Here is a 25,569-nt window from a genome sequence, read left to right on the forward strand (position 1 = left end):
GGTGACGCGGTGCGGACGGTCCGTACGCGTCGGCTGGGGGACGACATGCGACTGCTACGACGATTAGCGGCTCTGGCAGCCGTGCTCGCGCTGACCTGGATCCTGGCACCGGCGGCACGGGCGGGCGGGCCGACGAGCGCTCTGCTCACCTCTCCGGAGAGCGAGCAGACGGCCTCGCTCTACTACTCGGACGAGGAGTACGGGAGGCTGACGTCCCTGCTGGGGCAGGGGCCGACGGGCCGGGGGGAGAAGCCCCCGCCACAGGACATGGCGCTCGGGACGCGACTGATCACCGTGACGTGGATGATCCACGATGTGCAGCCATGGCGGGTGGACCGGGTCTATCCGGGCGCGAGTGACGGCGTGGTGTGGATACACACGTCGAAGGACACACAGACGCAGCAGGGCGTCTGGCACACGGCACGGCAGCCCGCGGAGCTGACGGACCTCCTGCGCGGGCTGGGCCTGATGGGCAAGAAGTCCGCGGGCGGCGGCAGCGGTGGCGCGGGCTACCCGCCGCCCTGGCAGGCGGAGGCACCGTCCGCGGCGGCCGCAGCCTCCGCCCCCGCGGCACCGGAGCCGAAGGCCGCGGCGGACACGGCTGCCGGATGGTGGTGGGCGCTCCCGGCCCTGGCGGCGGGCACCGCCCTCGGCTGGGGCCTGCGCCCCCTGACCGCACGCCTGGCCTTCCCCCGCGGACCGCGCGAACCGGGCCCGCGGGGACAACTGCTGGACGGCTGAAGGAACCGCCCACGGCGCCGGGCGTCAGGCAGAAAGGCCCGGGGCCGGGTGCATGGACATGAGGTCCGCGACCTCCGCGCGGATCGTCGCCAGCGTCGCCTCGTCACCCTTGGCCGCTGCCGCGACCCCGCGGTCGATCCACTCGGCGACGGCGGCCATGTGCTCCGTGGTCAGGCCGCGCGAGGTGAGGGAGGGGGTGCCGATGCGGATGCCCGAGGGGTCGAAGGGCTTCCGCGGGTCGTAGGGGACGGTGTTGTAGTTGACGACGATCCCGGCCCGGTCGAGGGCCTTGGCCGCGATCTTGCCGGGGACTTCCTTGGAGGTGAGGTCGATCAGGATCAGATGGTTGTCCGTCCCGCCGGAGACCAGGTCGAAGCCGCGGGCGAGCAGTTCGGCCGCGAGGGCCTGGGCGTTGGCGACGACCGACCGGGCGTAGTCGCGGAAGGAGGGCTGGGCGGCCTCATGGAGGGCGACGGCGATCGCCGCCGTGGTCTGGTTGTGCGGGCCGCCCTGGAGGCCCGGGAAGACCGCCTTGTCGAGGGCCTTGGCGTGCTCCTCGCGGGACATCAGCATCGCGCCGCGCGGCCCGCGCAGGGTCTTGTGGGTGGTGGTGGACACGACGTCGACGTGAGGCACGGGAGAGGGGTGGGCTCCGCCGGCGATGAGGCCGGCGATGTGGGCGACATCGGCGACGAGCACCGCGCCTGCCTCGCGGGCGATCTCGGCGAAGGCGGCGAAGTCGATGGTGCGCGGCAGCGCGGTGCCGCCGCAGAAGATGACCTTGGGGCGTTCCTTGAGGGCGAGTTCGCGCACCTCGTCGAAGTCGATCAGGCCGGTGTCTTGGCGTACGCCGTACTGGACGCCACGGAACCACTTGCCCGTGGCCGAGACGCCCCAGCCGTGGGTGAGGTGGCCGCCCATCGGCAGCGCCATGCCCATCACCGTGTCGCCCGGCTCGGCGAAGGCGAGATAGACGGCGAGGTTGGCCGGGGAGCCGGAGTAGGGCTGGACGTTGGCGTGGTCGACGCCGAAGAGGGACTTGGCGCGGGCGACGGCGAGGCGTTCGACCTGGTCGATGTTCTGCTGGCCCTCGTAGTAGCGGCGGCCCGCGTAGCCCTCGCTGTACTTGTTCTGCAGCACTGTGCCGGAGGCTTCCAGCACCGCCTGGGAGACGTAGTTCTCGCTGGGAATCAGCCGCAGCGTGTCGGCCTGGAGCTGCTCCTCGGCGCCGACGAGGGCGGCCAATTCGGGGTCGGCGGCCGAAAGGGCGGGGTGGGAAAGGGGGAGCGCCATGGTGTCCTCCGGGACGGTCCGTGGTGATCGGTCGTGGTCCCGGGGTGCCCAGGCGGCCGACACCACGCGTAATTTCCCCCGTACGGCTTCCCCGGGGTCACTTCCCCGTACGCCAGTCGCCGCACGTACCGCCCAGATTAGCGGGCACGCCGACTGCCCGGGGTTCCTCGTCCACACTGCGAGCGACGATAGAAACGGGGCACCACCCCGCCCCACGCCGGATGGTCCGTCTTCCGACGATCGGAGAACCCGTGTCGACCACGTCATCTGCCCTCGCCTCCGCGGAGGCGCACAGCGCGCACAACTACCACCCTCTCCCGGTTGTCGTCGCCACGGCCGACGGCGCCTGGATGACCGATGTCGAGGGCCGCCGGTTCCTCGATCTGCTCGCCGGCTACTCGGCGCTGAACTTCGGCCACGGCAACCGCCGTTTGATCGACGCGGCCAAGGCGCAGCTGGATCGGGTCACGCTCACGTCCCGGGCGTTCCACCACGACCGGTTCGGGGACTTCTGCGCCCAGCTGGCCGACCTGTGCGGCATGGAGACGGTGCTGCCGATGAACACCGGCGCGGAGGCGGTGGAAACGGCGGTGAAGACCGCCCGGAAGTGGGGCTACCGGATCAAGGGCGTCCCGCAGGGCCAGGCGAAGATCGTCGTCGCTGCGAACAACTTCCACGGCCGGACGACGACGCTGATCAGCTTCTCCACGGACCCGGAGGCCCGTACGGACTACGGCCCCTACACACCGGGCTTCGAGATCGTTCCGTACGGCGATCTGACCGCGCTCGAGGCGGCCATGTCCGCGAACACGGTGGCGGTGCTGCTGGAGCCGATCCAGGGCGAGGCCGGGGTGCTGGTCCCGCCGGCGGGCTATCTGGCAGGGGTCCGCAGGCTCACCCGGGAGCGCAACGTGCTGTTCATCGCGGACGAGATCCAGTCGGGGCTGGGCCGGACGGGGAAGACCTTCGCGTGCGAGCACGAGGGGGTCGTGCCCGACATGTATGTGCTGGGCAAGGCGCTCGGCGGCGGTGTCGTGCCCGTCTCGGCGGTGGTGTCGTCCGCCGAGGTGCTGGGGGTGTTCCGGCCGGGTGAGCACGGCTCGACGTTCGGCGGCAATCCGCTGGCGTGCGCGGTGGCGCTGGAGGTGATCGCGATGCTGCGCGGCGGCGAGTTCCAGCAGCGGGCAGCCGAACTGGGCGAGCACCTGCACCACGAGCTGGGCCTGCTGGTCGGCGGCGCGGTGGACGAGGTGCGGGGGCGGGGCCTGTGGGCGGGTGTGGACATCGCACCGGCGCTCGGCACGGGCCGGGAGATCTCCGAGAAGCTCATGGACCGGGGCGTTCTGGTCAAGGACACCCACGGATCGACGATCCGGATCGCACCGCCGCTGGTGATCAGCAAGGAGGACCTGGACTGGGGGCTGGACCAGCTCAGGGCCGTGCTCGCGGGCTGAGCCCGTCCCCGCCCGTAAGCCGTCGTCCCGGCTCGGCGGCCGGGGACGTCAGAGGATGACGTGGGGCAGGAAGCGGGCGTACTCGTCCGTGACCAGCCCCGCCGACTCCCGGATGCCGAGCCCGGCGGCCTCGTCCTCCACCACCCACGCGCCGAGCACCACATGGTTCCCGTCGAAATCGGGCAGTGGGGCCAGTTCCTGGTAGCAGCAGGGCTCGTCGCGCACCACGGGGGCCTGCCCGGCCTCGTGGACGGTGACGCCCGCGCCCTCGCGGCCGAGCAGCGGCTTGGCCACGTAGCCGGGGCCGTCGGTGAGTTCGCGGGGGCCGTCGAGATAGGCGGGGAGCAGATTCGGGTGGCCCGGGTGGAGTTCCCACAGGATCGCCAGCAGCGCCTTGTTGGAGAGCAGCATCTTCCAGGCGGGTTCGATCCAGCAGGTGGTGCCGGTGCCACCGCCGTTGTCGAGGGTGTCGAGCACATGGGGGCCGAAGCGGTCCGTGGTCAGCCACTCCCACGGGTAGAGCTTGAAGCAGCTGCGGATGAAGCGCAGCCGGTCGTCGACGAAGCGGCCGCTGATGCGGTCCCAGCCGATGCGTTCGACGGACAGCGCCTCGGTGGCGATGCCGGCCTGCTGCGCCGTCTCGCGCAGATACGCGACGGTCATCAGGTCCTCGCCGAGCTCGTCGCCGTCGGAGTGGACGAAGTGCAGCGGACCGGGCGGGAGCAGCGGGGCCTGGCGTTTCCAGGCGGCGACGAGGCGTTCGTGGAGGGAGTTCCACTGGTCGGCGCCGGGGAAGCGGTCCTCCATCCAGAACCACTGCGGGCCGGCCGCTTCCACCAGTGAGGTGGGGGTGTCGGCGTTGTACTCCAGCATCTTGGCCGGGCCGGTGCCGTCGTAGCGCAGGTCGAAGCGCCCGTAGACGGAGGGGAGTTCGTCCCGTCGTCGCCAGGATTCGGCGATCCGCCGGGCGAGACGCCGGTCGGTGATGCCGAGGTCGGCGAAGCGGTCCTGCTCGACGATGTGCGCGGCCGCGGCGAGCGACATGGCGTGCAGTTCCTCGACGACCTCCTCCAGTGCCTCGACCTCGGGGAGGGAGAACTCGTAGTACGCGCTCTCGTCCCAGTAGGGGCGAAGGGAGTCGTCGGGATAGCGGGTGAGGGGGTAGATGCAGCCCTGCTCCTCGACGATCTGCTGCCAGCCGGGGCGGGGGTCGATGGTGTGGCGCTTCATGAGTTCCGTTCGTGCGTCCGTGCGCGGGCGGTGTCAGCCGCCGCTGGAGCCGGACTTGCCGAAGCCGCCGGTGTCCACGGCGGCGCGGTCGAAGCTGCCGCCCTCGACCCGGCCGCCGCTGACGCTGCCGCCGTAGTAGTACCGGCCGGTGGAGCTGTGACTGCCGCTCCCGTCGTCGTCGCACTCGTAGTCCGGCAGCACCTCGTAGGTCACCGGGTCGATGCACCGCTCGTCCGGCTCCGAACCGCAGGACGTCAGCGTCGCGGCAAGAACTCCCATGCCGCCGAGCACCACGGTGCCCGACCTCAACCTGCGTCGCGCCATGAGCGGCCTCCCGTACGAAACTCTTGTGCGAAATTCGGCCACGGAGACGAGCCGGGCCGCCGCACAGACTAGAGGGCCGCTCGCCGCACGGGTAACCCGGTCCGCCAACCGCGCGCGCATAGAGTCCTTTTGTGCTCTTTGGGATGCTCTGCGCGCTCGCTTCCGCCGTCTGCTACGGCACGGCCTCCGTCCTGCAGGCGATCGCCGCCCGCAACGCCGAACCGGGCACCGGCTCCGGCGTCGATGCGGCGCTGCTGCTGCGGGCGCTGCGCCAGTGGCGCTACCTCGTGGGCCTCTCGCTCGACGGGCTGGGCTTCGTGCTCCAGATCGTCGCCCTCCGGTCGCTGCCGATCTACGCGGTGGGCGCCGCGCTCGCCGCGAGCCTCGCGGTCACCGCCGTCGTCGCGGCCCGGCTGATGCACATCCGGCTGAGCCGCACCGAGTGGACGGCGGTCGCTGTGGTCTGCGCGGGTCTGGCGATGCTGGGGCTGGCCTCGGGCCCGGAGGGCGACCGGGCCGGTTCCGACGCGCTGCGCTGGTCGATGCTCGGCGTGGGCGTGGGCGTCCTGCTGGTCGGCGCGGTCGCGGGCCGACTGCCGGGCCGTTCGCGCGCGCTGGTGCTGGGGCTCGGCTCGGGCATCGGTTTCGGTGTGGTCGAGGTGTCGGTCCGGCTGATCGACTCGGTTGCCCTGCCGGGGGTGCTCGCGAACCCAGCCCTGTACGCGCTCCTGGTCGGGGGCGGGGCGGCGTTCCTGCTGCTCACCTCGGCCCTGCAACGTGGTTCGGTGACCACGGCCACGGCCGGCATGGTCATCGGCGAGACGGTGGGTCCGGCGCTGATCGGCGTCGCCTTCCTGGGCGACAGCACCCGCGAGGGCCTGGCCTGGCTCGCGGTGACGGGTTTCGTGGTGGCGGTGGCGGGCGCGCTGGCGCTGGCGCGCTTCGGCGAGCCGCCGGCCCCGCCGGAGGCCGCCTCGGACGGCACCGCCTGACCGCCGGCCGCGCCCCGTGGGCTTCCCGCTCCCCTACTCCAGCGATCTGCACAGCGCGTCCAGCGCACCCGCCCACGCGCTGTCCGGCGGCGTCGCGTATCCCACCACGAGCCCCTCGGGGCCGCCCGGTTCGGCGTCCGGGTGGCGGAAGCGGGTCACGCCCTCGACCGCCAGTCCGTGCCAGGCCGCCGAGCGCAGCGCCGACCCCTCGGTGCCCGGCGGCAGTTCGAGCACCGCGTGCAGCCCGGCCGCGATCCCGCTCACCCGGATCGACGGCGCGCGCTCCGCCAGTGTCCGTACGAGCTGGTCGCGGCGCCGCCGGTAGCGCAGCCGCATTCCGCGTACATGCCGGTCGTATGCGCCCGACGCGATGAACTCCGCCAGCGTCAGCTGGTCCGTCGCGCTCGACATCCACTCCTCCCGGCCCTTCGCCTCCAGCACCTCGCCGATCAGGTTCTCCGGGAGCACGATCCAGCCGAGCCGCAGTCCGGGCGCCAGTGACTTGCTCGCGGTGCCCAGGTACACGACACGCTCCGGGTCGAGCCCCTGGAGTGCGCCGATGGGCTGGCGGTCGTAGCGGAACTCCCCGTCGTAGTCGTCCTCCAGGATCAGACTCCCCGTGCGGCGCGCCCAGTCGACGGCCGCCGCCCGCCGGTCGGGATGCAGCGCGACACCCAGAGGGAACTGGTGCGCGGGCGTCATCAGCACGGCCCCCGTACCCCGCATCCCGCCCAACCCCTCGGTGCGGGTGCCGATGCGGTCGAAGGCCAACGCGGGCGTCCCGAGGCCCGCATCGGTCAACTGGTTCCAGTGGATGTCGAGCCCGTACGACTCGACGGCCACGTCCCGCACCCGGCGCCGTTTCAGGACCTTGCCCATCAGGGCCAGTCCGTGCACGAAGCCGGAGCAGACGACGATGCGTTCGGGCGAGACGTGGAGCCCTCGGGCGCGGGCGAGATAGTCCGCCAGCACGGTCCGCAATTCGACGCGCCCGCGCGGGTCGCCGTAGCCGAACGCCTCGTGGGGCGCGGCCGTCAATGCCCTTCTGGCGGCCTTGAGCCATTCCGTACGCGGGAAGGACGCGAGGTCGGGGCTGCCGGGCATCAGGTTGTACGTGGGCCGGCCGCGCACGGGCCGCGCACGCACCCGGCCGGGCCCGGCGGAGGGTTTCCGCGGTGCGGAGCGCTGGGCGACACGGGTGCCCGAACCCTGCCGGGCGGTCAGCCAGCCCTCGGCGACCAGCTCCGCGTAGGCGTCGGCGACGGTGTTGCGGGCGATGCCCAGGTCGGCGGCGAGGGAGCGGGACGACGGCAGCCGGGTGCCGGGCGCCAGCCTGCCCGTGCGCGCGGCCTCCCGCAACGCGTCCATCAGGCCTGTACGGAGGCGGGAGCCGCGCAGTTCCAGATGGAGGTCGGCACCGAAAGTGGCCCAGGAATCCGTCATGGAAATGGACCATACTGCTGTGCCACATGGCCCGTACGGTCGTACCCATGACGACGAACGACACCTACGCAGCCGAACACAAGCCCCGTATCAGCGTCGCGGAGCTCGCCCCCGACGTCTACAAGGCCATGGTCAAGCTGGACGGCGCTGCCCGGCAGAACCTCGATCCCGCCCTGCTGGAGCTGGTCAAGATCCGCGCCTCGCAGATCAACCACTGTGCCTTCTGCCTCGACATGCACAGCAAGGACGCGCTGGCGGCCGGCGAGTCCGTGGAGCGGATCGTGCAGCTCAGCGCCTGGGAGGAGTCGCAGCACTTCTACACGGAGAAGGAGATCGCGGCGATCGAGCTCACCGAGGCGGTGACCGTGCTGACCGACGGCTTCGTCCCGGACGAGGTCTACGAGAAGGCGGCCCGGCACTTCGACGAGACCGAACTCGCCCATCTCATCGCGGCGATCACCGTGATCAACGCGTGGAACCGCTTCGGTGTGACCGGTCGGCTCGTCCCCGGTCACTACACGCCCGGCTCGCTGAAGCACTGACGGAGGATCACTCGATGACAGCTCAGGTGGAGACGTTCCGCGCCCTGCACCACGGCAGGGACACCGAGGATCCGCTGGTGCTGCCCGGTCCGTGGGACGCGGCCAGCGCCCGTGCGTTCGCGGACGCGGGCTTCCCGGCGCTCGCCACGCCGAGCGCCGGGGTCGCCGCCTCGCTCGGGTACGAGGACGGGGCGACTCCCGCGGAGGAGATGTTCGCGGCCGTCGCCCGGATCGTGCGGGCGGTCGACGTACCGGTCACGGCGGATGTGGAGGGCGGCTACGGTCTGCCGCCCAAGGAGCTGGTGGGGCGTCTCCTGGATGCGGGCGCGGTCGGTTGCAATTTGGAGGACACCGACTCCGCGACGGGGACTCTCAAAGACCCGCGCCGCCACGCGGACTGGCTGGCCGAGGTACGGGCGGAGGCGGGTGACGCGCTGTTCGTCAACGCCCGCGTCGACACGTTCCTGCGCGGGGCGGACGATCCGGTGGAGGCGGCCGTCGCCCGTATCGGGCTGTACGTCGGAGCGGGGGCGGACTGCGTCTACCCGATCGGCGCACCACCCGAGCAACTGCCGCTGCTGCGGGCCGCGACGGACGCCCCGATCAACGTCGGGGCCGCGGCGGTCGACCCGCCGCTCGCCGAGCTCGGCCGGCTGGGCGCCACGCGCATCACCTTCGGCCCGGGTCTGCAGCGGCGCACCCAGGCGGCCGTGGCGGGCTTCGCCCGCGAATTGCGCGGCCGCAACCTCTGAAGTCGCTCAACTCCGTTGAAACAGCGCCCTCTTCAAAACGATGATCATGACATGTTCGGACTCACGAAGCAGGAATTGACGGTCGTCGTACTGCGCGACGCCGACGCCATCGAGGACGCCCTCCGCGCGGCGCTGGGCAGCGCCGGGCCGGAGGAACGCGCGGGCCTGGAGCGTGCGCTGGCGATCGTGGCCGACGAGGCGGCGTCGACGCACGACGACGTGCGTGCCCGCTGGGTGCGGCAGCGCCTCGACGCGGCCGGTGTGCAGGGGCCGGCGGACTCCATCCCGGCGATCAAGGCGCTGCGGGACGCGGCGCCCGGCCTGAGCCTGAAGGCGGCGGTGGACCTGGCGAGGTCGGCGGAGTCCGCCGAGACGGCACGCCGCACCGCATAGCCGGGCCTCGGGGGCGATCCGGCTCCTCCCGGCACGGCAACGCCCCGCCGGGGCGCCCCTGCGCCACGGACGGGGCAGGGCGCGGGCTTGAGGGCCGGACCCGCACCACAACGCCCCTCCGGGGCCCGGCCCGGCCGTCTGGCCGGGCCGGGCCCCGGAGGCGTCGGCGTCACTGCAGCGGGGGCGTCACTTCTTCGGAAGCCACGCCTTCCACGTCGACTCGTTCGCCTTGACCCACTTCTCGGCCGCGGCCTCGGGCGACATCTTCTCGCCCGCGATCATCAGCGCGACCTCGTTCTGCTGCTCGGTCGTCCAGGTGAAGTTCTTGAGGAACTCGGCCGCCTCCCCGCCGTTCTTGGCGAAGTCGGCGTTCAGGAACTTCTGCAGCGGCGTGTTCGGGTAGGCGCAGGCGACCTTCTTCGGGTCGGCGTCGCAGCCCTCCTTGTACTCCGGCAGCTTGACCTCGACCATGTCGACCTGCGCGTTGAGCCACTGCGGCGTCCACCAGTACGTGAGGAAGGGCTTCTTCTCCTTCGCGTACTTCTTGATCGCCGTGATCTGCGCCGCCTCGGAGCCCGAGTAGTTGGTCTTCAGGTCCAGCTTGAGGTTCTTGATGATCGCGTCGTCGTTGGTGACGTAGTCGGGCGAGCCTTCGAGGATCTCGCCCTTGTCACCGCTCTCCGCGGTCTTGAAGTCCTTGGCGTACTTGTTGAGGTTCTTCCAGTCCGTCACGTCGGGGTGCGCGTCGGCGAAGTACTTCGGCACGAACCAGCCGATGTGGCCCTCGACGCCGAGGTCACCGCCCTTGACGACGGTCTTCTTCTGCTCGACGTACTGCTTCTCCTCCTTGGGGTGCCCCCAGTCCTCCATGATCGCGTCGATGTCGCCCTTGGACAGTGCGTCCCAGGCGAGCACTTCGCCCATCTGCTGCTGCTTGACCTCGTAGCCGAGCTCGTTCTTCAGGAGGTAGGCGGCGACGGCGGTGTTGGCCTGGGCGCCGACCCACGAGGGGACGGTCAGCCGCACGGTCTTCTCCCCGCCGGCCTGCTGGCTCTTGCCGGTGTCGGCAGCGCTGCACGCGCTGAGCGAGAGCACACCCAGGGCTGCGGTGGCGGCGGCAGTGGCGCGGAGGATTCTGGTCCGGTTTCGCATGGCGGTGCTCCTGCTGTGTGTGACGGGGACGGAAGGGAGTGTGGTGGCGGGGCCGGTGGCCCCGGTCCGGTTGCGGTGGCGCACGGCCGCTCAGCCGCGCCTGCGGGCGGGCTGGGTCACCCGGTCGAGTACAAGGCCCAGGCAGACGATCGCCAGGCCGGCGGTCATGCCGATGCCCATCTCGCCGCGAGACAGGCCCTTGACGACGTCGTAGCCGAGCGCGCCTCCGCCGACGAGACCGCCGACGACGACCACGGCCAGGACCAGGACGACGCCCTGGTTGACGGCCAGCTGGAGCGCCGGGCGGGCGAGCGGCAGCTGGACCTGGAGGAGCTGCTGCCTGGTCGACGCGCCCAGGGAGCGTGCGGCCTCCAGCGCGGCGGGGTCGACCTCGCGCAGCCCCTGGGTGGTGATGCGGACGACGGCGGGCAGCGCGTACACGACGGCGGCGATGATCGCCGAGGCGCGGGTGACGCCGAAGAGTGCGACGACCGGGATGAGGTAGACGAACTGCGGCATCGTCTGCATGGCGTCGAGTACGGGCCGCAGCCAGCGTTCGAGCCGTCCGGCGCGGGCGCACAGGATGCCGGCGAGCACGCCCACCACGAGGGTGACGACGAGCGCCGCGAGCACCTGGGAGAGCGTGTCCAGGGACTTGGTCCACACCCCGAGCACGCCGATCGCCGCCATCGCGAGCGTCGCGGTCAGCGCGGTCGCCCAGGTGCCGACGAGCCAGGCCACGGCGGCGACGAGCAGCAGCACCGCCCACCACGGCAGCCACAGCAGGCCGTCCCGCAGCGGGTTGAGGACCCAGAGGGTGAACTGCTCGGACCAGACCTCGGTGCCGCCGAGCACGGGGATGCCCGAGGCGAGGTTGTCGGTGATCCAGCCCTGGGCCTTGTTGACGGGCGTCGAGATGGCGAACGTCCAGGCTTCCGGCCATGCCTTGCCGACCGCGAACCGGGCGAGCACGGCCGCGACGACTCCCACGACCACCAGTGCCCAGCCGGAACGGCCGTGCAGCGGTCCGCCGCCCGGCGTGCTGCGGCCGATCCGGTCGCCTGCCGCCGCGGTCGTACGATCGAGCCAGACGGCGATCAGCACGATCGGAACACCGGCGGCGAGCGCCTTGCCCACGTCCACCGTGGACAGCGCCGAGTAGACCTCTTCGCCGAGACCGCCGGCGCCGACGAGCGCCGCGATGACGACCATCGACAGCGCCATCATGATCGTCTGGTTGAGGCCGAGGAGCATCTGCCGGCGGGCCAGCGGCAGCCGGGCGGTGCGCAGCCGCTGCCAGGGGCTTGCGCCGAGCGACGCCGACGCCTCCAGCACGGACGGGTCCGCGCCGCGCAGACCGAGCGCGGTCAGACGGGCCATGGGCGGGGCCGCGTAGATGACGGTGCAGAACAACGCGGCCGGCGTGCCGGTGCCGAAGACGAGCACGAACGGCAGCAGATACGCGAAGGCCGGCAGCACCTGCATGGTGTCGAGCAGTGGCCGCAGCGCACGGTCGACGCGGTCGGACAGCCCGGCGAGCAGGCCGATGAGCACACCGATCAGCGCCGCGAGGGCGACCGCCACCACCATGAGCGCGAGGGTGAGCATCGTGGCGTCCCACATGCCCAGCAGCCCGCACACCGCGAACGCGCCGAAGGCGGTCGCCGCGACCTTGACGCCGGATCGTCCGAGCCCGGCGGCACGCCAGGCGAACAGCACGCCGGCGGCGAGCACACCGGTCCAGCCCATGGAGTCCAACAGGTTGTACACGCCGCTCACCGCGTCGGTGGCGGTGTTGGCCAGATGGAGCAGGAAGTAGAGGAAGAGGGGGTGGGTGTCGCGGTTGTCGATCACCCACTGGTTGGCGTCGTCGAGCGGTGCGGAGATGTCGACGCTCAGGGCGGCGGGCCAGCTGCCGCTGCCCCACAGGCCGATCGACGTCGGCACGAGCACGGCCGCGAGCAGGGCGAGCCCGAGCAGCTTGCCCTTGACGGGGTGGCGCAGCAGGTCGGGGAGGGACCGCCGGGCGGGTGTCCCGTCCGTCTGGTCCGCCTTCTTCGGGGCGGGCGCCGTGACGGTGGCGGTCATCGCGACCACCGCCCGTCCGGGGCGAGGTGAGGACACGGATGCGGTATCACGCCGCCACCCCCTCGGCGGCGGTCACACCGGCGACGACACCGAGCAGGCTCGCGTGGTCGACGACGCCGATGCAGCGGCCGTCCTCGACGACGCGCGCCGTCTGGCCGGTACGGGCGACGGCCTCGATCGCCTCGAAGACGGTCGCGTGGGGGGCGAGCGCGGGGCCGGCCTCCGTCTCGGCCGCCTCCGCGGGGCGCATGGCCGTCCGCACGGTCATGACCTGTTCGCGCGGCACGTCCCGGACGAAGTCCCGTACGTAGTCGTCGGCGGGCGAGCCCACGATCTCCTCGGGGGTGCCCAGCTGCACGATCCGGCCGTCCCGCATCAGCGCGATGCGGTCGCCGAGCTTGAGCGCCTCGCTCAGGTCGTGCGTGATGAAGAGCATCGTGCGGCCCTCCTCGCGGTGCAGCCGTACGACCTCCTCCTGCATGTCGCGCCGGATCAGCGGGTCGAGCGCGCTGAACGGCTCGTCGAACAGCAGCACTTCGGGGTCGACGGCCAGCGCTCGCGCCAGTCCGACCCGCTGCTGCTGTCCGCCGGAGAGCTGTCCGGGGCGGCGGTGCTCGAGGCCCTCGAGGCCCACCTTCGCGACGACCTCGGCGGCGCGGGAGCGGCGCGCGGCCTTCCCCATGCCCTGGATCTCCAGGCCGTAGGCGACGTTGTCGAGCACCGAGCGGTGCGGCAGCAGGCCGAAGTGCTGGAAGACCATGGAGGCGCGGTGACGGCGCAGTTCGCGCAGGCGGGCGGTGTCCATGGAGAGCACCTCCTCGCCGTCGATGGCGATCGCTCCGGACGTCGGCTCGATCAGCCGGGTGAGACAGCGGACGAGCGTCGACTTGCCGGACCCGGACAGGCCCATGACGACGAAGACCTCACCCTTGCGGACATCGAACGAGACGTCGCGCACGGCGGCGGTGCAGCCGGTGCGGTCGCGCAGCTCGGTGGGGGTGAGCGCGGCGAGTTCGGGGTTCACGGGAACGCGGTCGGCCTTCGGGCCGAAAACCTTCCACAGGTTGCGCACGGAGAAGACGGGCGGCTGTTCGCCGGCCTCCGCGGCCTTCGTCAGGGGCACGCTCTCGGGTGCGGGTGTCGCCTCGGAGGCGGATCCAGCAGGGGATTCGGACTTCATCGGGTCACGCCTCTCGTGTCGGCTTCCTCTACGAGCAGTTGGGCGCACTTCTCGCCGACCATCAGCACGCCGATCATCGGGTTGACGGCCGTCATCGTCGGGAAGACGGACGCGTCGGCGATCCGGATGCCGTCCAGGCCCCGGATCCTCAGGTCGGGTGCGACGACGGCCAGGGCGTCGTCGGCAGCACCCATCCGGCACGTTCCGGCCGGGTGGTAGACCGTGTGCGCAACCTTGCGCGCGTACTCGCCGAGTTCCTCGTCCGAGGTGACCTCGGGCCCCGGGCAGACCTCCCGCTTGAGCCAGCCGGCGAGCGGCTCCTGCGCCGCGATCCGCCGCGCGATCCGGATGCCGTCGACCAGCGTGCGGCCGTCGTAGTCGTCCTCGTCGGTGAAGTAGCGGAAGTCGAGCGCCGGTTTGACCTCGGGGTCCGCGCTGGTCAGATACAGCCGGCCGCGGCTCTTGGGCTTGGGGATGTTCGGTGTCATCGACACGCCGTGCGGGGGCCGTTCGTAGCCCAGGCGCTCCGGGTTGTCGGTGAACGGGATCTGGTAGAAGTGGAACATCAGGTCGGGCCCCGCGCTGTCCGGGTCCCGGCGGACGAAGAGTCCCGCGTCGGAGTCCATGGCGGAGTTCTCCGGGATCGGCCCGTGCGTCTCCCAGACGATGACCGACTCAGGGTGGTCGAGCAGGTTCTCGCCGACGCCCGGCAGGTCGTGCACGACGGGGATGCCGAGCTTCTCCAGGTCGGCGCGCGGCCCGATGCCCGAGTGCATCAGCAGCCGCGGGGTGTCCACGGCGCCCGCGCACACCAGGACTTCGCGCCGCGCCTGTACGACGTGCTCCTCGCCGTCCTTGGTCCGTACGCGCACGCCGGTCGCCCGCGTGCCGTCGAGCTCGAGACCGAACGCCCAGGTCTCCAGGGCGATGTGCAGGTTCGGCCGGTCCAGGAACGGGTGCAGATACGCGACCGAGGCGGAGGACCGCTTGTTGTTCTCGGGGTGGTACGCGAGGTCGAAGAAGCCGACTCCCTCATGGAAGGGCTTCCGGTTGAAGCCCTCGACGCGCGGGACTTCGAGTGCGGTCCGCGCGGCGTCGACGAAGTCGCGGGCGATGGCGTTCCGGTCGGCCTCGTCGACGGGGACGATGTTGTTGCGCAGCTTCGCGAAGTACGGGTCCATGGCGGCCGCGTCCCAGCCCTCGGCGCCGGCCGCGGCCCACTCGTCCCAGTCGGACGGCAGCGGTTTGAAGGCGATGAGGGTGTTGTGGGAGGAGCAGCCGCCGAGCACGCGGGCGCGGCTGTGGCGGATGTGCGAATTGCCACGGGGCTGCTCGGTGGTCGGGTAGTCGTAGTCGAGTTCTCCGCCGAGCAGGCCCATCCAGCGGCGCAGGGTCAGCACGTCGTCGCGGCCGACGTCACTGGGACCGCCCTCGATGACGGCGACGGTGACATCCGGGTTCTCGGTGAGACGGGAGGCGATCACCGATCCGGCGGTGCCGCCGCCGACGACGACGTAGTCGTAGACGCGGTTGTCGGTCATGTGGTCGTCCTCCGCTCAGCCCGCGAACCAGCGCACGGGGCGCGGAGCGAGGTTCTGGTAGATGTGCTTGGCCTCGCGGTACTCCGCGAGACCGGTCGGGCCCAGCTCCCGGCCGGTGCCCGACTTGCCGAAGCCGCCCCATTCCGCCTGCGGCAGGTAGGGGTGGAAGTCGTTGATCCAGACGGTGCCGTGGCGCAGCAGGCCGGCGACGCGCCGGGCACGGCCCGCGTCGGAGGTCCACACGGCGCCGGCGAGTCCGTACTCGGTGTCGTTGGCGAGGGCGACGGCCTCGTCCTCGGTGCGGAAGGTCTCCACGGTGAGGACCGGTCCGAAGATCTCCTCGCGCACGACGCGCATCCGGCGGTTGCACCTGTCGAGGACGGTGGGCCGGTAGAAATAGCCGGGCCCGTCCGGCCTTTCGCCGCCGGCCCTGAGCACCGCGCCCTCCTTGAGTGCCGAGGCGACGAAGTCCTCGGTCTTGGCAAGCTGCTGCTCGGAGACGAGCGGGCCGCATTCGACGCCGTCGTCGGTGCCGCGGCCGAGGCGGATCTTCTCGGCCCTGCGGGCGAGTTCGGCGACGAAGCGTTCGCGCAGCGACTCCTCGACGATGAGCCGGGACCCGGCGGAGCAGACCTGGCCGCTGTGAATGAACGCGGCGTTGAGCGCCTGGTCGACCGCGGTGTCGAAGCCCTCGGGCGTGGCGCAGGCGTCGGCGAACACGACGTTCGGGTTCTTGCCGCCGAGTTCGAGGGCGACCTTCTTGACGGTGTCGGCGGCGGCCTTCGCGACCTTGGTGCCGCTGGCGAGGCCGCCGGTGAAGGAGACGAGGTCCACGTCGGGGTGCTCGGCGAGCCGGGAGCCGACGGAGTGGCCGGGGCCGGTGACGATGTTCGCGGCGCCCGGCGGCAGCCCGGCCTCCATCAGGAGTTCGATGAGCACGACGGTGGTGAGCGGGGTGATCTCGCTCGGCTTGATCACGACGGTGTTGCCGGCGGCGAGCGCCGGAGCGACCTTCCAGCTGGCCTGGAGCAGGGGGTAGTTCCACGGTGTGATCAGCGCGCAGACGCCGACGGGCTCGTGCACGACCACGCTGTGGATCTCGTCCGATCCCGCGTCGACGACCCGGCCGCCGCTCTCGTTCACGATGAGGTCGGCGAAGTAGGCGAAGGCGTCGCGCACGCAGTCGACGTCGACCCGCCCCTCTTCGAGGGTCTTGCCCGCGTCCCGGCTCTCCAGGGCGCCGATCTTCTCCCGGTCCCGCTCCAGCAGGGCTGCGACGCGTCGCAGCAGGGCGGCCCGCTCGGCGGCGGGTGTGCGCGGCCAGGTGCCGTCGTCGAAGGCGGCGCGCGCGGCGGCGACGGCATCATCGGTGTCGGCGGTGCCGCCCTCCGACACGACGGCGAAGACGCTCCCGTCGACGGGGTCGATGATGTCGCGCGTGGCGCCGGAGACGGCGGAGCGCCACTCTCCGCCCACGTGGATGGTCTGTTCTGCTGCCGACACGTTCCTGTTTGGCCTTTCGTTCCCGTTTTGTACCGCACCGGTTACCCACCCCGGCGATCTGGCCCCCTGCCCCGCCAGCGAGGAACCATGCGCAACGGTTCACGGAAAGTGTTCTGCCTCACGTTTCGTTGTCGGTCTCACCCCTCCCTGTCGGCAGAAAAGGAGATCCATGTGTCCGGCGACACATCGGGCTTGCCCGGCACGGACCGGCGCTCCTCGGTCCATTCCTCACCGGCGATCCGGCCGGCGACCCGCCGCCAGAACCGCACCGCGGCCGTGTTCGCGTCCTGGAAGGCGATCTCCCAGGGCCCCGGATGCCGGCCGACGACATCCAGCACGGCCCGCATCCCGACCCCGCCCCGGCGCGCGCCCCGCACCACGAAGAACCCGCTCAGTACATTCACCGGCCCTTCCAGCCCCCGCACGAGGGCAAACCCGACGGGCCGCTCACCGCTCACGATCAGGTACAGCGCCCGGTCGGGGTTGCCGAACGCCTCCTCCAGGCGCTCACTGCCGTAGGTCCCGTCAGGGTTCGGGAGCTGCCCGCCCTGGAACGCGGACAGGTCGTGTCGGAACAGCTGCCACAGACGCAGCAGTACGGGACGCTCGGCGGCATCGGCGCCGCGCACGGTGATGTCGGTCATGGGAATCCTTCTCGCGGTGAGGACGGTGCTCGGAACGCGAAAAAGCCTCCCGGTGCTCGGATACGTGATCCGGGCCGGAAGGCTTGCTGTGCAGGGAGGTTAGCGCACCGGACATGGCCCGCCCGGCCCGGGGCCACGGCTCGAGCCCCGAAACCCCGTTGTACCGCGCCCCGTTCGCCGTCTAGCGTCACCTCCCATCGACGTGTAGCTCAGCAGCCAGAGCACCGGGCTCCAGACCCGGAGGACGCGGGGGCAGGACCCGCCACGTCGGCTTATGAACGAGCACGCTGAGCAGCAGCCACTCACCGCCGGGCCGTCCTACGCCCGGACCCAGCTGGTCAGGGCCTTCACCACCGCGCTGACGCACGACGACCCCGCGACCCGCCTCCGGGCCGAGGACCGGGGCCGCCGCTGGCATGCCGTGATCGCCGGAATGGCCGACGGGCGGCTGCGGATCGGTTCGCGTACGCCCGTGACCGGGCTTCCCGCCTGGGCGACCCCGGAAGTGGTGCGGGGCGGCTTCGCCACCGGTACTGCCGCCGCGGGCGGGCCGCTGCAGCAGTACGAGAGCACGGCCGCCCGCCGGGCCGGTGTGCCGGAGGACCGGCGCGCACTGTTCGTCCACCTCCTGACCGAGCCCGGTCTCGCCCACCTGTGGGACCTGCTGGACGGCGGCCACTACGAGGTGTCCGTGCCAGAGGAGGCCGCCCTGCTCACGGTGGCGTGGCTGGTGCGCGCCGGGGAGATCGCGAGCGCCGTGGAACTCGTCGAGGTGCTGGAGCCGTTCGCGGACCAGCTGCGGTTCGCACCCCGGCAGGCACAGGCGCCCACACCGGACGTCCGCGCCGTGCACCGGCGTACCGTCGCCGACGCCGGCGCGAACCTGGCCCGGCGCGGCCCCAACACCGCCGTGGAGGCGCAGCGGGAAGCACTGGCCGTCTGGCAGCCGTTCGCGGACGAGCTGCTCGCGCACTGGCTGGAGACGGCGGGGCCGGGTGACGTCGGGACGGCCGGCCCCGGCTGGGAGGAGCGCGGCGCGGAACTGCTGCGCCGCTACCGGCTGCTGGCCGAGGAACACACCCTTTGCACCAAGCACCGCCGCCCCAAGGAGAATCTGGCCATCCTGCGCGGGGCGCTGGAGGAGGCCGTCGCCGGACGTCCGCTGGACGCGCGGCGGCTCGGACTGCTGAAGCACGCCGTCATGTCCATGGCCGCCAAGCGCGGCCTGCCCGGTTCCCGCCGCCACACCTCGCTGCGCCGGGAGCAGGCGGCGCAGGCCGCACTCCCGTCACACCATGCGCTGGCCCGGCTCGTGGTGCGCCGGCTGTCCGGACTGCCCCAGGACGTGGGCGCGGCCGATGTCGCACCGCTCGTCGCGCCCGTGACCGAACAGGAGCACAAGGACACCGGGCTGCCTGCCGGGGCCGCTGTCCCGCCGTCGGTCCGCCACGTCGTCGAGGCCGCGCTGAGCGCGCCGATCGGCACGCTCGTGGAGCGCGGTGTGGTTCCGTCGGCCGAGGTGCTGGCCGAGCTCGTGCCGCAGCTGGTCGCCGCCACCACGGCCCAGGCGTACGAGGAGGAGTCGCTGCGCACGCTGATGGCGGCGAACTACCGGGCGTTCCGCAACCGCCGTTCCCTGCTTCTGCTCAACCTCGAGCGGCAGGTACGGATCGAGGAACTGCCGTGGGTGCGGGCGGTGTCCGCGCACCGCGGAAACGGCGCCGCGGCCGAGGAACCCGCGCACACCGCTCTGCGGGAGCTCGGCGAGCTGGCCGTGCAGGGCTTCCCGGGCACGATCCTGCCGAACCCCCTCGTCCGTGAACTCGCCGTGCTCGCCCGTCAGGCCGACCTGGGCGCGCCGCTGGTCGAGGAGCTGGCAGCGGACATCTTCATGGGCACGTTCGGCCCCAAGTTCCTCGCGGCGGCGCGGATCGCCGCCGAGCTTCTGCGCGGCACGCTGTACGAGCGGTACTACGGGATCGACTACGCCGCGATCCGCAATCTGGCGATCACCGAGGCGAGCGAGGCGGCGGGCCGCTCGTACGGTGCCCGGACGTCTCCCGGTTTCGCGCAGCTGTGCATCGAGCGGGCCGGGACCGACCCGTTCACGTCGGTCGCGGCGAACGGCAAAGTCATCGAGCAGGCGCAGATCCTCACGACGCACAACCTCGCCACGCTCGTCCACCGGGCGGGCACCGCACCGGAGCCCGGCTGGGACGACCTGGCCGTCCGCTGCTTCGACACGGTGTGCCGGCTGACCGCCCGCCTGCAGGGCAACCCGCGTCCGCTGGGCACGATCAAGGACGCCGCGTACGCCTGGCGGCAGATGCTCTTCCACCTGTCCCTCTGCACGGAGGAGCAGCGGACCGGGGTGCTCGCGCGGCTGTCCGGGGAGGCGAAGCGCCACCCCGCCCACGTCGCAGCCCGGCTCGCTCCGGCCCTGGCCGGCCTGCGACTGGTCGCCGCGGGCGGGATGTTCGCCGCGGACGGCACGGCGGACGGGGGCGGGGCACGACGCTTCGTCGGCTGGGCCACCGACGGCCACTGGATGCGGGCGGAGCCCGGCCGGGATGGCCGGACTCCGCGCTGAGGTGATTCCTGCGGCCTGCCGTGCGCGCTCTCAGCGCTCGGCCGGTCGCCCGCCGACCCACCTTGCGTCCACGCTCTCCTGCTGCTCGGGGATGGCAGGAGGGCCGCTCAGCGCCGCCTGCTGCGCCCTGCACTGGGTCAGGAGTTCGTTGAAGACCGCGGGTCGCCCCGACGCCAGCGTTTCGAGAAGACCGATGGCCATGTTCACCGAGGACAACGCTTCCGGGCGGTTCCCGGACTCGTCCAGGCGGACCGCGCAGTTGCTCAGTGACACCGCCAGGTCGGGCAGAAAGGCGTCCGGATTCGCCCGCGCCAGTCGTTCCCGGATCACCACCGCGCGCATGATCGCCTCCAGTGCCTCTTTCTGCCGCCCCAGCTGCGCCAGCCGGTTGGAGTGGTTGTTGAGCGACACCGCGAGGTAGGGCAGGAAGACCTCCGGGCGGGCGGCTGTCAGCTCCTCACGGATCTCCACCGCACGCGTACTCGCCGCCAACGCCTCCTCCCACCGCCCCACCCCGGCAAGATCCGCCGACAAGTTGTTCAACGACACCGCGAAATCGGGCAGAAAGACCTCCGGGCGGGCCGCCGCCAGCTCCTCACGGATCTCCACCGCACGCGTACTCGCCGCCAACGCCTCCTCCCACCGCCCCACCCCGGCAAGATCCGCCGACAGATTGTTCAACGACACCGCCAGGTCCGGCAGGAACTCCTCGGGACGGGCCGCCGCCAGCTTCTCCCGGAGTTCCACCGCGCGTGTGCTCGCCGTCTGCGCCTCCTCCCACCGCCCCAGCTCGGCCAGCCGGATCGACAGGTTGTCCAGCGCCCCGGCGAGCTTCTCGATGCCGCTGGTGTCCCGCCGGCGCCGCAGCGTCCGCCACCACCCGGCGGACGCGACGGATTGCGCGTGCTGATCGACCTGGCGGCCGACGAGCGTCAGCGCGTGGTCGGCCAGCCGCTGCGTCTGGTCGGGAATCGCGGCGTACAACCGGTCGCGCAGCTCGTCCGACAGCTGTGTCGAAGAGCAGATCGGCTGCAACGCGTCGAGCAGCGGCCCAGGTGTCTGGGCCTGCGGGGCGATGGTGACCGCGGGCAGCGCGAGCGTCGCGGGATGGTCGCCGATCAGGCTCCGCAGCCGCTCACCGAGTGCGTCGGTGCTCAGCGGGAGCGCGAGGGCCCGGGTGAGGACCGTCAGTGCGTGCAGTGCCTGCTGGTGGGTGATGTGCGGCAGGACCGCGTCGAGAAGTTCGGGATGCTTGGTGAGCTCGCGTGCCAGATGGTGCTCGGCCAGCCTGTCCGGGTGGACGCTTCCCCAGTACGCACGCGGGGTGTCGGGTGGATAGAGGTCGTGGATCCAGGTCGCGAGACGCAGCCGGGTGTCCTCGGACGTGTCGCGGAGCCCGGGGACGAGGGCGAGCGTGTCCACGGCCCGGGGCCGCGAATCCGCTCCCGTGAGCAGAGCGGTGGTCAGTGCTGTCAGCCGCTGCTGCTCGGAACCGAGCCCGTGGTGGTGGGCGGTACGGCTCCAGTAGGAGTGCTCATGGCTGAGGATGACGTCCTCGGGGCTGTCCTGCGCGGCGCCGTCCCCGGTGAGCAGATCGGCGAGCGCGGACATGTGCAGGGTCAGCGCGTGGCCGGCGCCAGGGGCCGGTGCCTCTCCGCTGCCCGGCCCGGCGGGCCCGCGGCCGGCCGGTCCGTCCTTGCCGCCCGGTCCGTCCTGGCCGCCCGTGACGCCGTACCCGGGAATCCGCGCGAGGGCTGCGGCGAGCTGCTGCCGTGCCTGCTCACGGGCGTCCGTCAGCAAAGCGCCGTCCGCCGCTTCGAGCAGCGGAAGTTCCAGCGGCCGGGCGGCGAGCGCCCCCGGCGCGGCGTCCCGGCGCACCTGCTGCCACCAGTCGCCGTCCGTCCGCCCGATCATCAGCACCCTGACGGGATGGCCGCTGGGGTGGTTGGCCAGGTGGTTGACCAGTGCCGTGGCGAAGGCGGTACGCGTCTCGGCGTAGTCGACGATCAGCAGCAGGGGCTGGGCGGCCGACGCAAGCACCCGGAGATGCTCGGCCGCCAGCTGTTCCGCCTGCGCCAGATGCCCCACCGCCCACTCCTCGGCCCCCAGCCGCGACGCCACTTCACGGGCGAGGCGGGTCTTGCCCTGGCCGCCGGGTCCGGTCATCAGCAGTCCGGACAGCAGGTGGCGGCTGCGACACCACTCCAGCAGCGTGCCGAGTTCGGCGCGGGGACGGAACGAGACGATCTCGTACTCCGGCCGCAGCAGGGATGCGGGGGACGCGGGTGCGAGGGCCGGGTACCAGGGGGTGAAGACGTCCTGCATCTCGGCCGGTTCGAGCACCAGGCTCCGGCCCGCGGCGTTCTCGATCACGCGGCGGAAGTCCGGTCGCCGGGCCAGCACATGGATCGGCGTCGCGGTCAGACGACGGGAATCGAAGCCGGGGGTGTCCTCCGTGACCACACCCGTGACGAGGGATCCGCAGGTGACGGCCGCCCCCGAGATGCCGTGCCAGCCCGCACGCCGCGCGCCGGGTGCCGGCCTGCTGTGGTCGGGCCGGTGCCCGACCGTGATCAGGTACTGCTCCGTCCGCGACCCGGCGGTCGGATTGATGTGCCCGTCGACCTGGTCGATCTCGCGGTCGCTGCCCGTCGGCGTGAGGCTGTCGGGGAATCCGGTCGCCTGGCAGGCGACCCGTACTCCTTGGCCTACGAGACGGCCGAACCGGACCGGCGCCATGCCCTCCGGCATCAGCCGGCCGTCCGGCTCCCCCGCGTCCGGGACCTCGATCAGGGCTGCGTCCACCGCCGCATCCGCCCAGACGACCTGCGCGTCGCACAGCGCTCCGCCGACGAGCCGGACCAGCACCCGCTCGTACGGACGGCCCCGTTCATCGGTGAGGACGTGCCAGGCGGTCAGCACCAGGCGCCCGGCGATCAGGGTCCCCGTGCCGAACGACGCTCCGCGCTCACCCGCCGGACGGGCCGCCCACACCTCGGCGAGACGGCGACGGTCGACCCATGCGCCCACCACGGCCGCTACTCGGAGGGCAGCTCATCGACCTGACTGCTGACCCTGGCCGGATTGCCCTGGGCATCGGTCGGCTGCAGAGTGATCTTCAACCGGTGGGAGTCCGCCGTGGCCCTGCTCGTCTTCCCGCCGAGCGACAGGACGAACACCTTCGCCGTCGCGTCCCCCGCCTTCTCCTTGCGCACGTCGACGGCGAACTCCAGCTCCACCGGGCCCACTTCGAACTGCAACGGCTCGCCCTGCCCGGCCGCCATTGCCGCCTGCAGTTCGGCGCGCACACCACGCACGGCCTCCGCCAGACCCACCCACACCTCGTCCGGCACCGAGCACCCCCGCGTAACGTGTGACGAATCATCAGCGCGCACCACGCTAGCGCGTGGAGCGCTGCGGCGGCGGTCTTCTAGGGTCATCGGCATGACCACGAACTTCAGCGAGCCGTTCCTCCGGCTCACCGCACAGCACTCCGCGTGGGGTGCCGAACAGCTCGATGTCTTCAACGAGTTCATGCCCGTGGGCGAGTGGAGCGCCGACCTCGGGCAGTGCCTGTACCGGCAGTCGGGTCGGGAGCTGCGGATATCCCTGCTGGGCACGTTCGACACGGACGAGCGGTCGTGGCTGTGGGCGTGGGCGAACCCCGGGTTCGAAGGCTCGGCTGCTGCGCGCGCCGCCGAGACGCTGCGCGAGTACGGACGGAGGCACGACCTGCCCGAACTCACCACGGAGCTGATCCACCTCGCCGGCCACGAGGACCCGCGCCGAGCCGCCGAGACCCTCGCGTTCACTGCGATGGGCGTGCTCGGCGCCGACGGGTACATCGGTGTCCAGGCGAACCCCTCCGCCCGTGCCTACATGGTCCCGGACGACCCGCAGGTCCCACGCGCCGAGCCGAACGCGATCACGCTCCCGCGCGTCCTGCTCACCGGCGCGGGCCTGCTGGGCGGCGCGGCCCGCGACGTCGTCGCCGGGTACTTCGCCCACCACGATCTCCCGCAGCGCGTGACCGCGGACCGGATGAGCGCGGGGCTCGCCAACGGGGGCACGGTCGACGTCGTCTTCGACGACGCCGACCGCATCGCGTCGGTCCACATCAACACGGGCGAGCCGGCGTCGGTCTGAACGCGTCCACCGGTCAGTGACCGGCGAGTTCCCCGCTCAGCGTCCTGTGCATCCGGGCGCTGGGCTCGTTCAGCCCGAGGATCTCGACCGTCTTGCCGCGCTGCGCGTAGCGCTGCTCGACGGCGTCGAGCGCCGCGACCGACGACGCGTCCCAGATGTGGGTGGACGAGAGGTCGATGACGACCTTGTCGGGATCGCCCGCGTAGTCGAAGCGGGTGACCAGGTCGTTCGACGAGGCGAAGAACAGCTCGCCGGTCACGGCGTACACCACCTCACCGCCGTCGGGGTCGGTGACCGCCGTGACGTCCGCGAGGTGCGCGACACGCCTGGCGAAGACGACCGTCGCGGTCACCGTACCGACGACGACACCGATCGCCAGGTTGTGCGTGACGACCACGCACACGACCGTGACCACCATGACGGCCGTCTCGCCTGCCGGCATGCGCTTCAGCGTCGCGGGCGCGACCGAGTGCCAGTCGAAGGTCGCGAACGACACCATGACCATGACGGCGACCAGCGCCGCCATCGGGATCTCGGAGACGACCGGCCCGAAGACGATGCACAGCACCATCAGGAACGCGCCCGCGAAAAACGTCGACAGACGCGTACGGGCCCCGGACACCTTCACGTTGATCATCGTCTGGCCGATCATCGCGCAGCCGCCCATGCCGCCGAAGAAGCCCGTGACGATGTTGGCGATGCCCTGACCGATGGACTCGCGGGTCTTGTCGGAGCGGGTGTCGGTGATGTCGTCGACGAGCTTGGCCGTCATCAGCGACTCCATCAGACCGACGAGCGCCATGGCGAAGGCGTAGGGCGCGATCGTGGTGAGGGTGTCCAGGGAGAACGGCACGTCCGGCAGGCCCGGCACGGGCAGCGAGGACGGCAACTCGCCCTTGTCGCCCACGGTCGGCACGGCGATCGACGCCCCGACCGTGATCACGGTCAGCACGGCGATGGAGACGAGGGGCGCCGGGACGACGGTCGTGATCCTCGGGAAGAACACCAGCATCGCCAGGCCACCGGCGAGCAGGGGATACACGGCCCACGGCACGTCCCGCAGCTCAGGCACCTGTGCGAGGAAGACCAGGAGGGCAAGGGAGTTGACGAAACCGACCATCACCGACCGCGGGATGAACCGCATCAGCCGGGCGACCCCGAGCGCACCGAGCACGATCTGGAAGACACCCGCGAGGATGACGGCGGCAACGAGATGGCCGAAGCCGTGTTCACGGTTGAGCGGTGCGATGACGAGGGCGACAGCCCCGGTCGCGGCGGAGATCATGGCCCGGCGACCACCGACGACCGAGATCACCACTGCCATCGTGAACGAGGCGAACAGACCGACGGCCGGATCGACCCCGGCGATGATCGAGAACGAGATCGCCTCGGGGATCAGCGCGAGTCCGACGACCAGACCCGCCAGCACCTCGGTACGGAGGACCTTCGGAGACACCGGGGGCAGCCACGACGGCCGGCCGCCGCGCCGCTTCGCGGCCGGGGGCAATGCGGAGGAAGGCAAAGGGGACCTGTCGCGTTCGGGGGGCACACCGCACCGGCG

21 protein-coding genes, 1 tRNA gene and 1 riboswitch are annotated in these 25,569 nt (G+C 71.8%); of the genes, 9 read left to right on the plus strand and 13 right to left on the minus strand.

What is annotated here, in order from left to right; genetic code table 11:
• Positions 1-9: 9 nt before the first annotated feature.
• Positions 10-741 carry a hypothetical protein gene (locus tag AC067Z_RS26690; RefSeq protein ID WP_478792143.1) on the plus strand — a complete coding sequence of 244 codons (732 nt, stop codon included), beginning with the start codon at positions 10-12 and terminating at the stop codon, positions 739-741.
• Positions 742-765: 24 nt separating this feature from the next.
• Here the strand turns inward: AC067Z_RS26690 and AC067Z_RS26695 are convergent, their stop codons facing one another.
• Positions 766-2,034 (minus strand): serine hydroxymethyltransferase, encoded by a 1,269-nt coding sequence (locus AC067Z_RS26695; RefSeq protein ID WP_478792144.1) that lies wholly within the window; start codon positions 2,032-2,034, stop codon positions 766-768.
• Between the two features lie 39 nt (positions 2,035-2,073).
• Positions 2,074-2,164, minus strand: a riboswitch (ZMP/ZTP riboswitch).
• Between the two features lie 121 nt (positions 2,165-2,285).
• On the opposite strand from AC067Z_RS26695, the gene rocD reads away from it, so the two are divergent.
• The gene (gene rocD / locus AC067Z_RS26700) at positions 2,286-3,488 is read left to right on the plus strand and encodes an ornithine--oxo-acid transaminase (protein WP_478792145.1); all 1,203 of its coding nucleotides are present in this window, start codon (positions 2,286-2,288) and stop codon (positions 3,486-3,488) included.
• 48 nt (positions 3,489-3,536) lie between these two features.
• Here rocD and AC067Z_RS26705 read toward each other — a convergent pair whose 3' ends face one another.
• Both AC067Z_RS26705 and AC067Z_RS26710 read right to left on the minus strand, forming a co-directional pair.
• A complete protein-coding gene (locus tag AC067Z_RS26705) occupies positions 3,537-4,718 on the minus strand; it encodes a glutathionylspermidine synthase family protein (RefSeq protein WP_478792146.1) in 1,182 nt (393 codons plus the stop codon).
• A gap of 33 nt (positions 4,719-4,751) precedes the next feature.
• Entirely contained in the window at positions 4,752-5,042 is a 291-nt protein-coding gene (locus AC067Z_RS26710) for a hypothetical protein (RefSeq protein ID WP_478792147.1), read from the minus strand.
• 143 nt (positions 5,043-5,185) lie between these two features.
• On the opposite strand from AC067Z_RS26710, the gene AC067Z_RS26715 reads away from it, so the two are divergent.
• A complete protein-coding gene (locus tag AC067Z_RS26715; RefSeq protein WP_478792189.1) occupies positions 5,186-6,034 on the plus strand; it encodes a DMT family transporter in 849 nt (282 codons plus the stop codon).
• Positions 6,035-6,067: 33 nt separating this feature from the next.
• Here the strand turns inward: AC067Z_RS26715 and pdxR are convergent, their stop codons facing one another.
• Complete coding sequence (gene pdxR / locus AC067Z_RS26720; protein WP_478792148.1) at positions 6,068-7,477, minus strand: MocR-like pyridoxine biosynthesis transcription factor PdxR; 1,410 nt, start codon at positions 7,475-7,477, stop codon at positions 6,068-6,070.
• Positions 7,478-7,524: 47 nt separating this feature from the next.
• Between pdxR and AC067Z_RS26725 the strand changes: the two genes are divergently transcribed.
• The 3 genes from AC067Z_RS26725 to AC067Z_RS26735 are packed head-to-tail and all read left to right on the plus strand — an operon-like array spanning position 7,525 to position 9,164.
• Positions 7,525-8,019 carry a carboxymuconolactone decarboxylase family protein gene (locus AC067Z_RS26725; RefSeq protein ID WP_478792149.1) on the plus strand — a complete coding sequence of 165 codons (495 nt, stop codon included), beginning with the start codon at positions 7,525-7,527 and terminating at the stop codon, positions 8,017-8,019.
• A gap of 14 nt (positions 8,020-8,033) precedes the next feature.
• On the plus strand, positions 8,034-8,771 hold the full coding sequence (locus AC067Z_RS26730; protein WP_478792150.1) for an isocitrate lyase/PEP mutase family protein: 738 nt from the start codon (positions 8,034-8,036) through the stop codon (positions 8,769-8,771).
• A 51-nt stretch (positions 8,772-8,822) separates the two neighbouring features.
• The gene (locus AC067Z_RS26735; RefSeq protein ID WP_478792151.1) at positions 8,823-9,164 is read left to right on the plus strand and encodes a hypothetical protein; all 342 of its coding nucleotides are present in this window, start codon (positions 8,823-8,825) and stop codon (positions 9,162-9,164) included.
• A gap of 186 nt (positions 9,165-9,350) precedes the next feature.
• On the opposite strand, the gene AC067Z_RS26740 is transcribed toward AC067Z_RS26735, so the two are convergent.
• The 6 genes from AC067Z_RS26740 to AC067Z_RS26765 all read right to left on the minus strand — a co-directional run bounded on the left by AC067Z_RS26740 (position 9,351) and on the right by AC067Z_RS26765 (position 17,272).
• The gene (locus AC067Z_RS26740; RefSeq protein WP_478792152.1) at positions 9,351-10,316 is read right to left on the minus strand and encodes an ABC transporter substrate-binding protein; all 966 of its coding nucleotides are present in this window, start codon (positions 10,314-10,316) and stop codon (positions 9,351-9,353) included.
• 90 nt (positions 10,317-10,406) lie between these two features.
• Positions 10,407-12,404 carry an ABC transporter permease subunit gene (locus AC067Z_RS26745; RefSeq protein WP_478792153.1) on the minus strand — a complete coding sequence of 666 codons (1,998 nt, stop codon included), beginning with the start codon at positions 12,402-12,404 and terminating at the stop codon, positions 10,407-10,409.
• A 46-nt stretch (positions 12,405-12,450) separates the two neighbouring features.
• Positions 12,451-13,584 (minus strand): quaternary amine ABC transporter ATP-binding protein, encoded by a 1,134-nt coding sequence (locus AC067Z_RS26750; protein WP_478792154.1) that lies wholly within the window; start codon positions 13,582-13,584, stop codon positions 12,451-12,453.
• Positions 13,581-15,125 (minus strand): GMC family oxidoreductase, encoded by a 1,545-nt coding sequence (locus tag AC067Z_RS26755; protein WP_478792155.1) that lies wholly within the window; start codon positions 15,123-15,125, stop codon positions 13,581-13,583. Before AC067Z_RS26755 ends, AC067Z_RS26750 begins: the two co-directional genes overlap by 4 nt.
• A gap of 15 nt (positions 15,126-15,140) precedes the next feature.
• Positions 15,141-16,628, minus strand: a complete 1,488-nt coding sequence (locus tag AC067Z_RS26760; RefSeq protein ID WP_478792156.1) for an aldehyde dehydrogenase family protein — start codon at positions 16,626-16,628, stop codon at positions 15,141-15,143.
• Positions 16,629-16,765: 137 nt separating this feature from the next.
• Positions 16,766-17,272 (minus strand): GNAT family N-acetyltransferase, encoded by a 507-nt coding sequence (locus AC067Z_RS26765; protein ID WP_478792157.1) that lies wholly within the window; start codon positions 17,270-17,272, stop codon positions 16,766-16,768.
• Positions 17,273-17,470: 198 nt separating this feature from the next.
• Between AC067Z_RS26765 and AC067Z_RS26770 the strand changes: the two genes are divergently transcribed.
• Together AC067Z_RS26770 and AC067Z_RS26775 are read left to right on the plus strand one after the other, a co-directional pair.
• Positions 17,471-17,543, plus strand: a tRNA-Trp gene (locus tag AC067Z_RS26770).
• Positions 17,544-17,546: 3 nt separating this feature from the next.
• Positions 17,547-19,862 (plus strand): hypothetical protein, encoded by a 2,316-nt coding sequence (locus AC067Z_RS26775; protein WP_478792158.1) that lies wholly within the window; start codon positions 17,547-17,549, stop codon positions 19,860-19,862.
• A gap of 30 nt (positions 19,863-19,892) precedes the next feature.
• On the opposite strand, the gene AC067Z_RS26780 is transcribed toward AC067Z_RS26775, so the two are convergent.
• Positions 19,893-22,895 (minus strand): tetratricopeptide repeat protein, encoded by a 3,003-nt coding sequence (locus AC067Z_RS26780; RefSeq protein ID WP_478792159.1) that lies wholly within the window; start codon positions 22,893-22,895, stop codon positions 19,893-19,895.
• A gap of 5 nt (positions 22,896-22,900) precedes the next feature.
• The gene (locus AC067Z_RS26785; RefSeq protein WP_478792160.1) at positions 22,901-23,215 is read right to left on the minus strand and encodes a trypco2 family protein; all 315 of its coding nucleotides are present in this window, start codon (positions 23,213-23,215) and stop codon (positions 22,901-22,903) included.
• A gap of 91 nt (positions 23,216-23,306) precedes the next feature.
• Here AC067Z_RS26785 and AC067Z_RS26790 point away from each other — a divergent pair, with 91 nt between their 5' ends.
• On the plus strand, positions 23,307-24,008 hold the full coding sequence (locus tag AC067Z_RS26790; protein WP_478792161.1) for a DUF6882 domain-containing protein: 702 nt from the start codon (positions 23,307-23,309) through the stop codon (positions 24,006-24,008).
• A 13-nt stretch (positions 24,009-24,021) separates the two neighbouring features.
• On the opposite strand, the gene AC067Z_RS26795 is transcribed toward AC067Z_RS26790, so the two are convergent.
• On the minus strand, positions 24,022-25,515 hold the full coding sequence (locus AC067Z_RS26795; RefSeq protein WP_478792190.1) for a SulP family inorganic anion transporter: 1,494 nt from the start codon (positions 25,513-25,515) through the stop codon (positions 24,022-24,024).
• Between the last annotated feature and the right edge of the window lie 54 nt (positions 25,516-25,569).

The sequence above is a fragment of the Streptomyces sp. NPDC043812 genome (assembly GCF_056436245.1).

Excerpts from the sequence above, each read along its gene's own strand:
- AC067Z_RS26695 (WP_478792144.1), bottom strand. The coding sequence starts at position 2,034 with ATGGCGCTCCCCCTTTCCCACCCCGCCCTTTCGGCCGCCGACCCCGAA.
- AC067Z_RS26705 (WP_478792146.1), bottom strand. The coding sequence starts at position 4,718 with ATGAAGCGCCACACCATCGACCCCCGCCCCGGCTGGCAGCAGATCGTC.
- AC067Z_RS26710 (WP_478792147.1), bottom strand. The coding sequence starts at position 5,042 with ATGGCGCGACGCAGGTTGAGGTCGGGCACCGTGGTGCTCGGCGGCATG.
- AC067Z_RS26715 (WP_478792189.1), top strand. The coding sequence starts at position 5,186 with ATGCTCTGCGCGCTCGCTTCCGCCGTCTGCTACGGCACGGCCTCCGTC.
- pdxR (WP_478792148.1), bottom strand. The coding sequence starts at position 7,477 with ATGACGGATTCCTGGGCCACTTTCGGTGCCGACCTCCATCTGGAACTG.
- AC067Z_RS26725 (WP_478792149.1), top strand. The coding sequence starts at position 7,525 with ATGACGACGAACGACACCTACGCAGCCGAACACAAGCCCCGTATCAGC.
- AC067Z_RS26730 (WP_478792150.1), top strand. The coding sequence starts at position 8,034 with ATGACAGCTCAGGTGGAGACGTTCCGCGCCCTGCACCACGGCAGGGAC.
- AC067Z_RS26735 (WP_478792151.1), top strand. The coding sequence starts at position 8,823 with ATGTTCGGACTCACGAAGCAGGAATTGACGGTCGTCGTACTGCGCGAC.
- AC067Z_RS26740 (WP_478792152.1), bottom strand. The coding sequence starts at position 10,316 with ATGCGAAACCGGACCAGAATCCTCCGCGCCACTGCCGCCGCCACCGCA.
- AC067Z_RS26745 (WP_478792153.1), bottom strand. The coding sequence starts at position 12,404 with ATGACCGCCACCGTCACGGCGCCCGCCCCGAAGAAGGCGGACCAGACG.
- AC067Z_RS26750 (WP_478792154.1), bottom strand. The coding sequence starts at position 13,584 with ATGAAGTCCGAATCCCCTGCTGGATCCGCCTCCGAGGCGACACCCGCA.
- AC067Z_RS26755 (WP_478792155.1), bottom strand. The coding sequence starts at position 15,125 with ATGACCGACAACCGCGTCTACGACTACGTCGTCGTCGGCGGCGGCACC.
- AC067Z_RS26765 (WP_478792157.1), bottom strand. The coding sequence starts at position 17,272 with ATGACCGACATCACCGTGCGCGGCGCCGATGCCGCCGAGCGTCCCGTA.
- AC067Z_RS26775 (WP_478792158.1), top strand. The coding sequence starts at position 17,547 with ATGAACGAGCACGCTGAGCAGCAGCCACTCACCGCCGGGCCGTCCTAC.
- AC067Z_RS26790 (WP_478792161.1), top strand. The coding sequence starts at position 23,307 with ATGACCACGAACTTCAGCGAGCCGTTCCTCCGGCTCACCGCACAGCAC.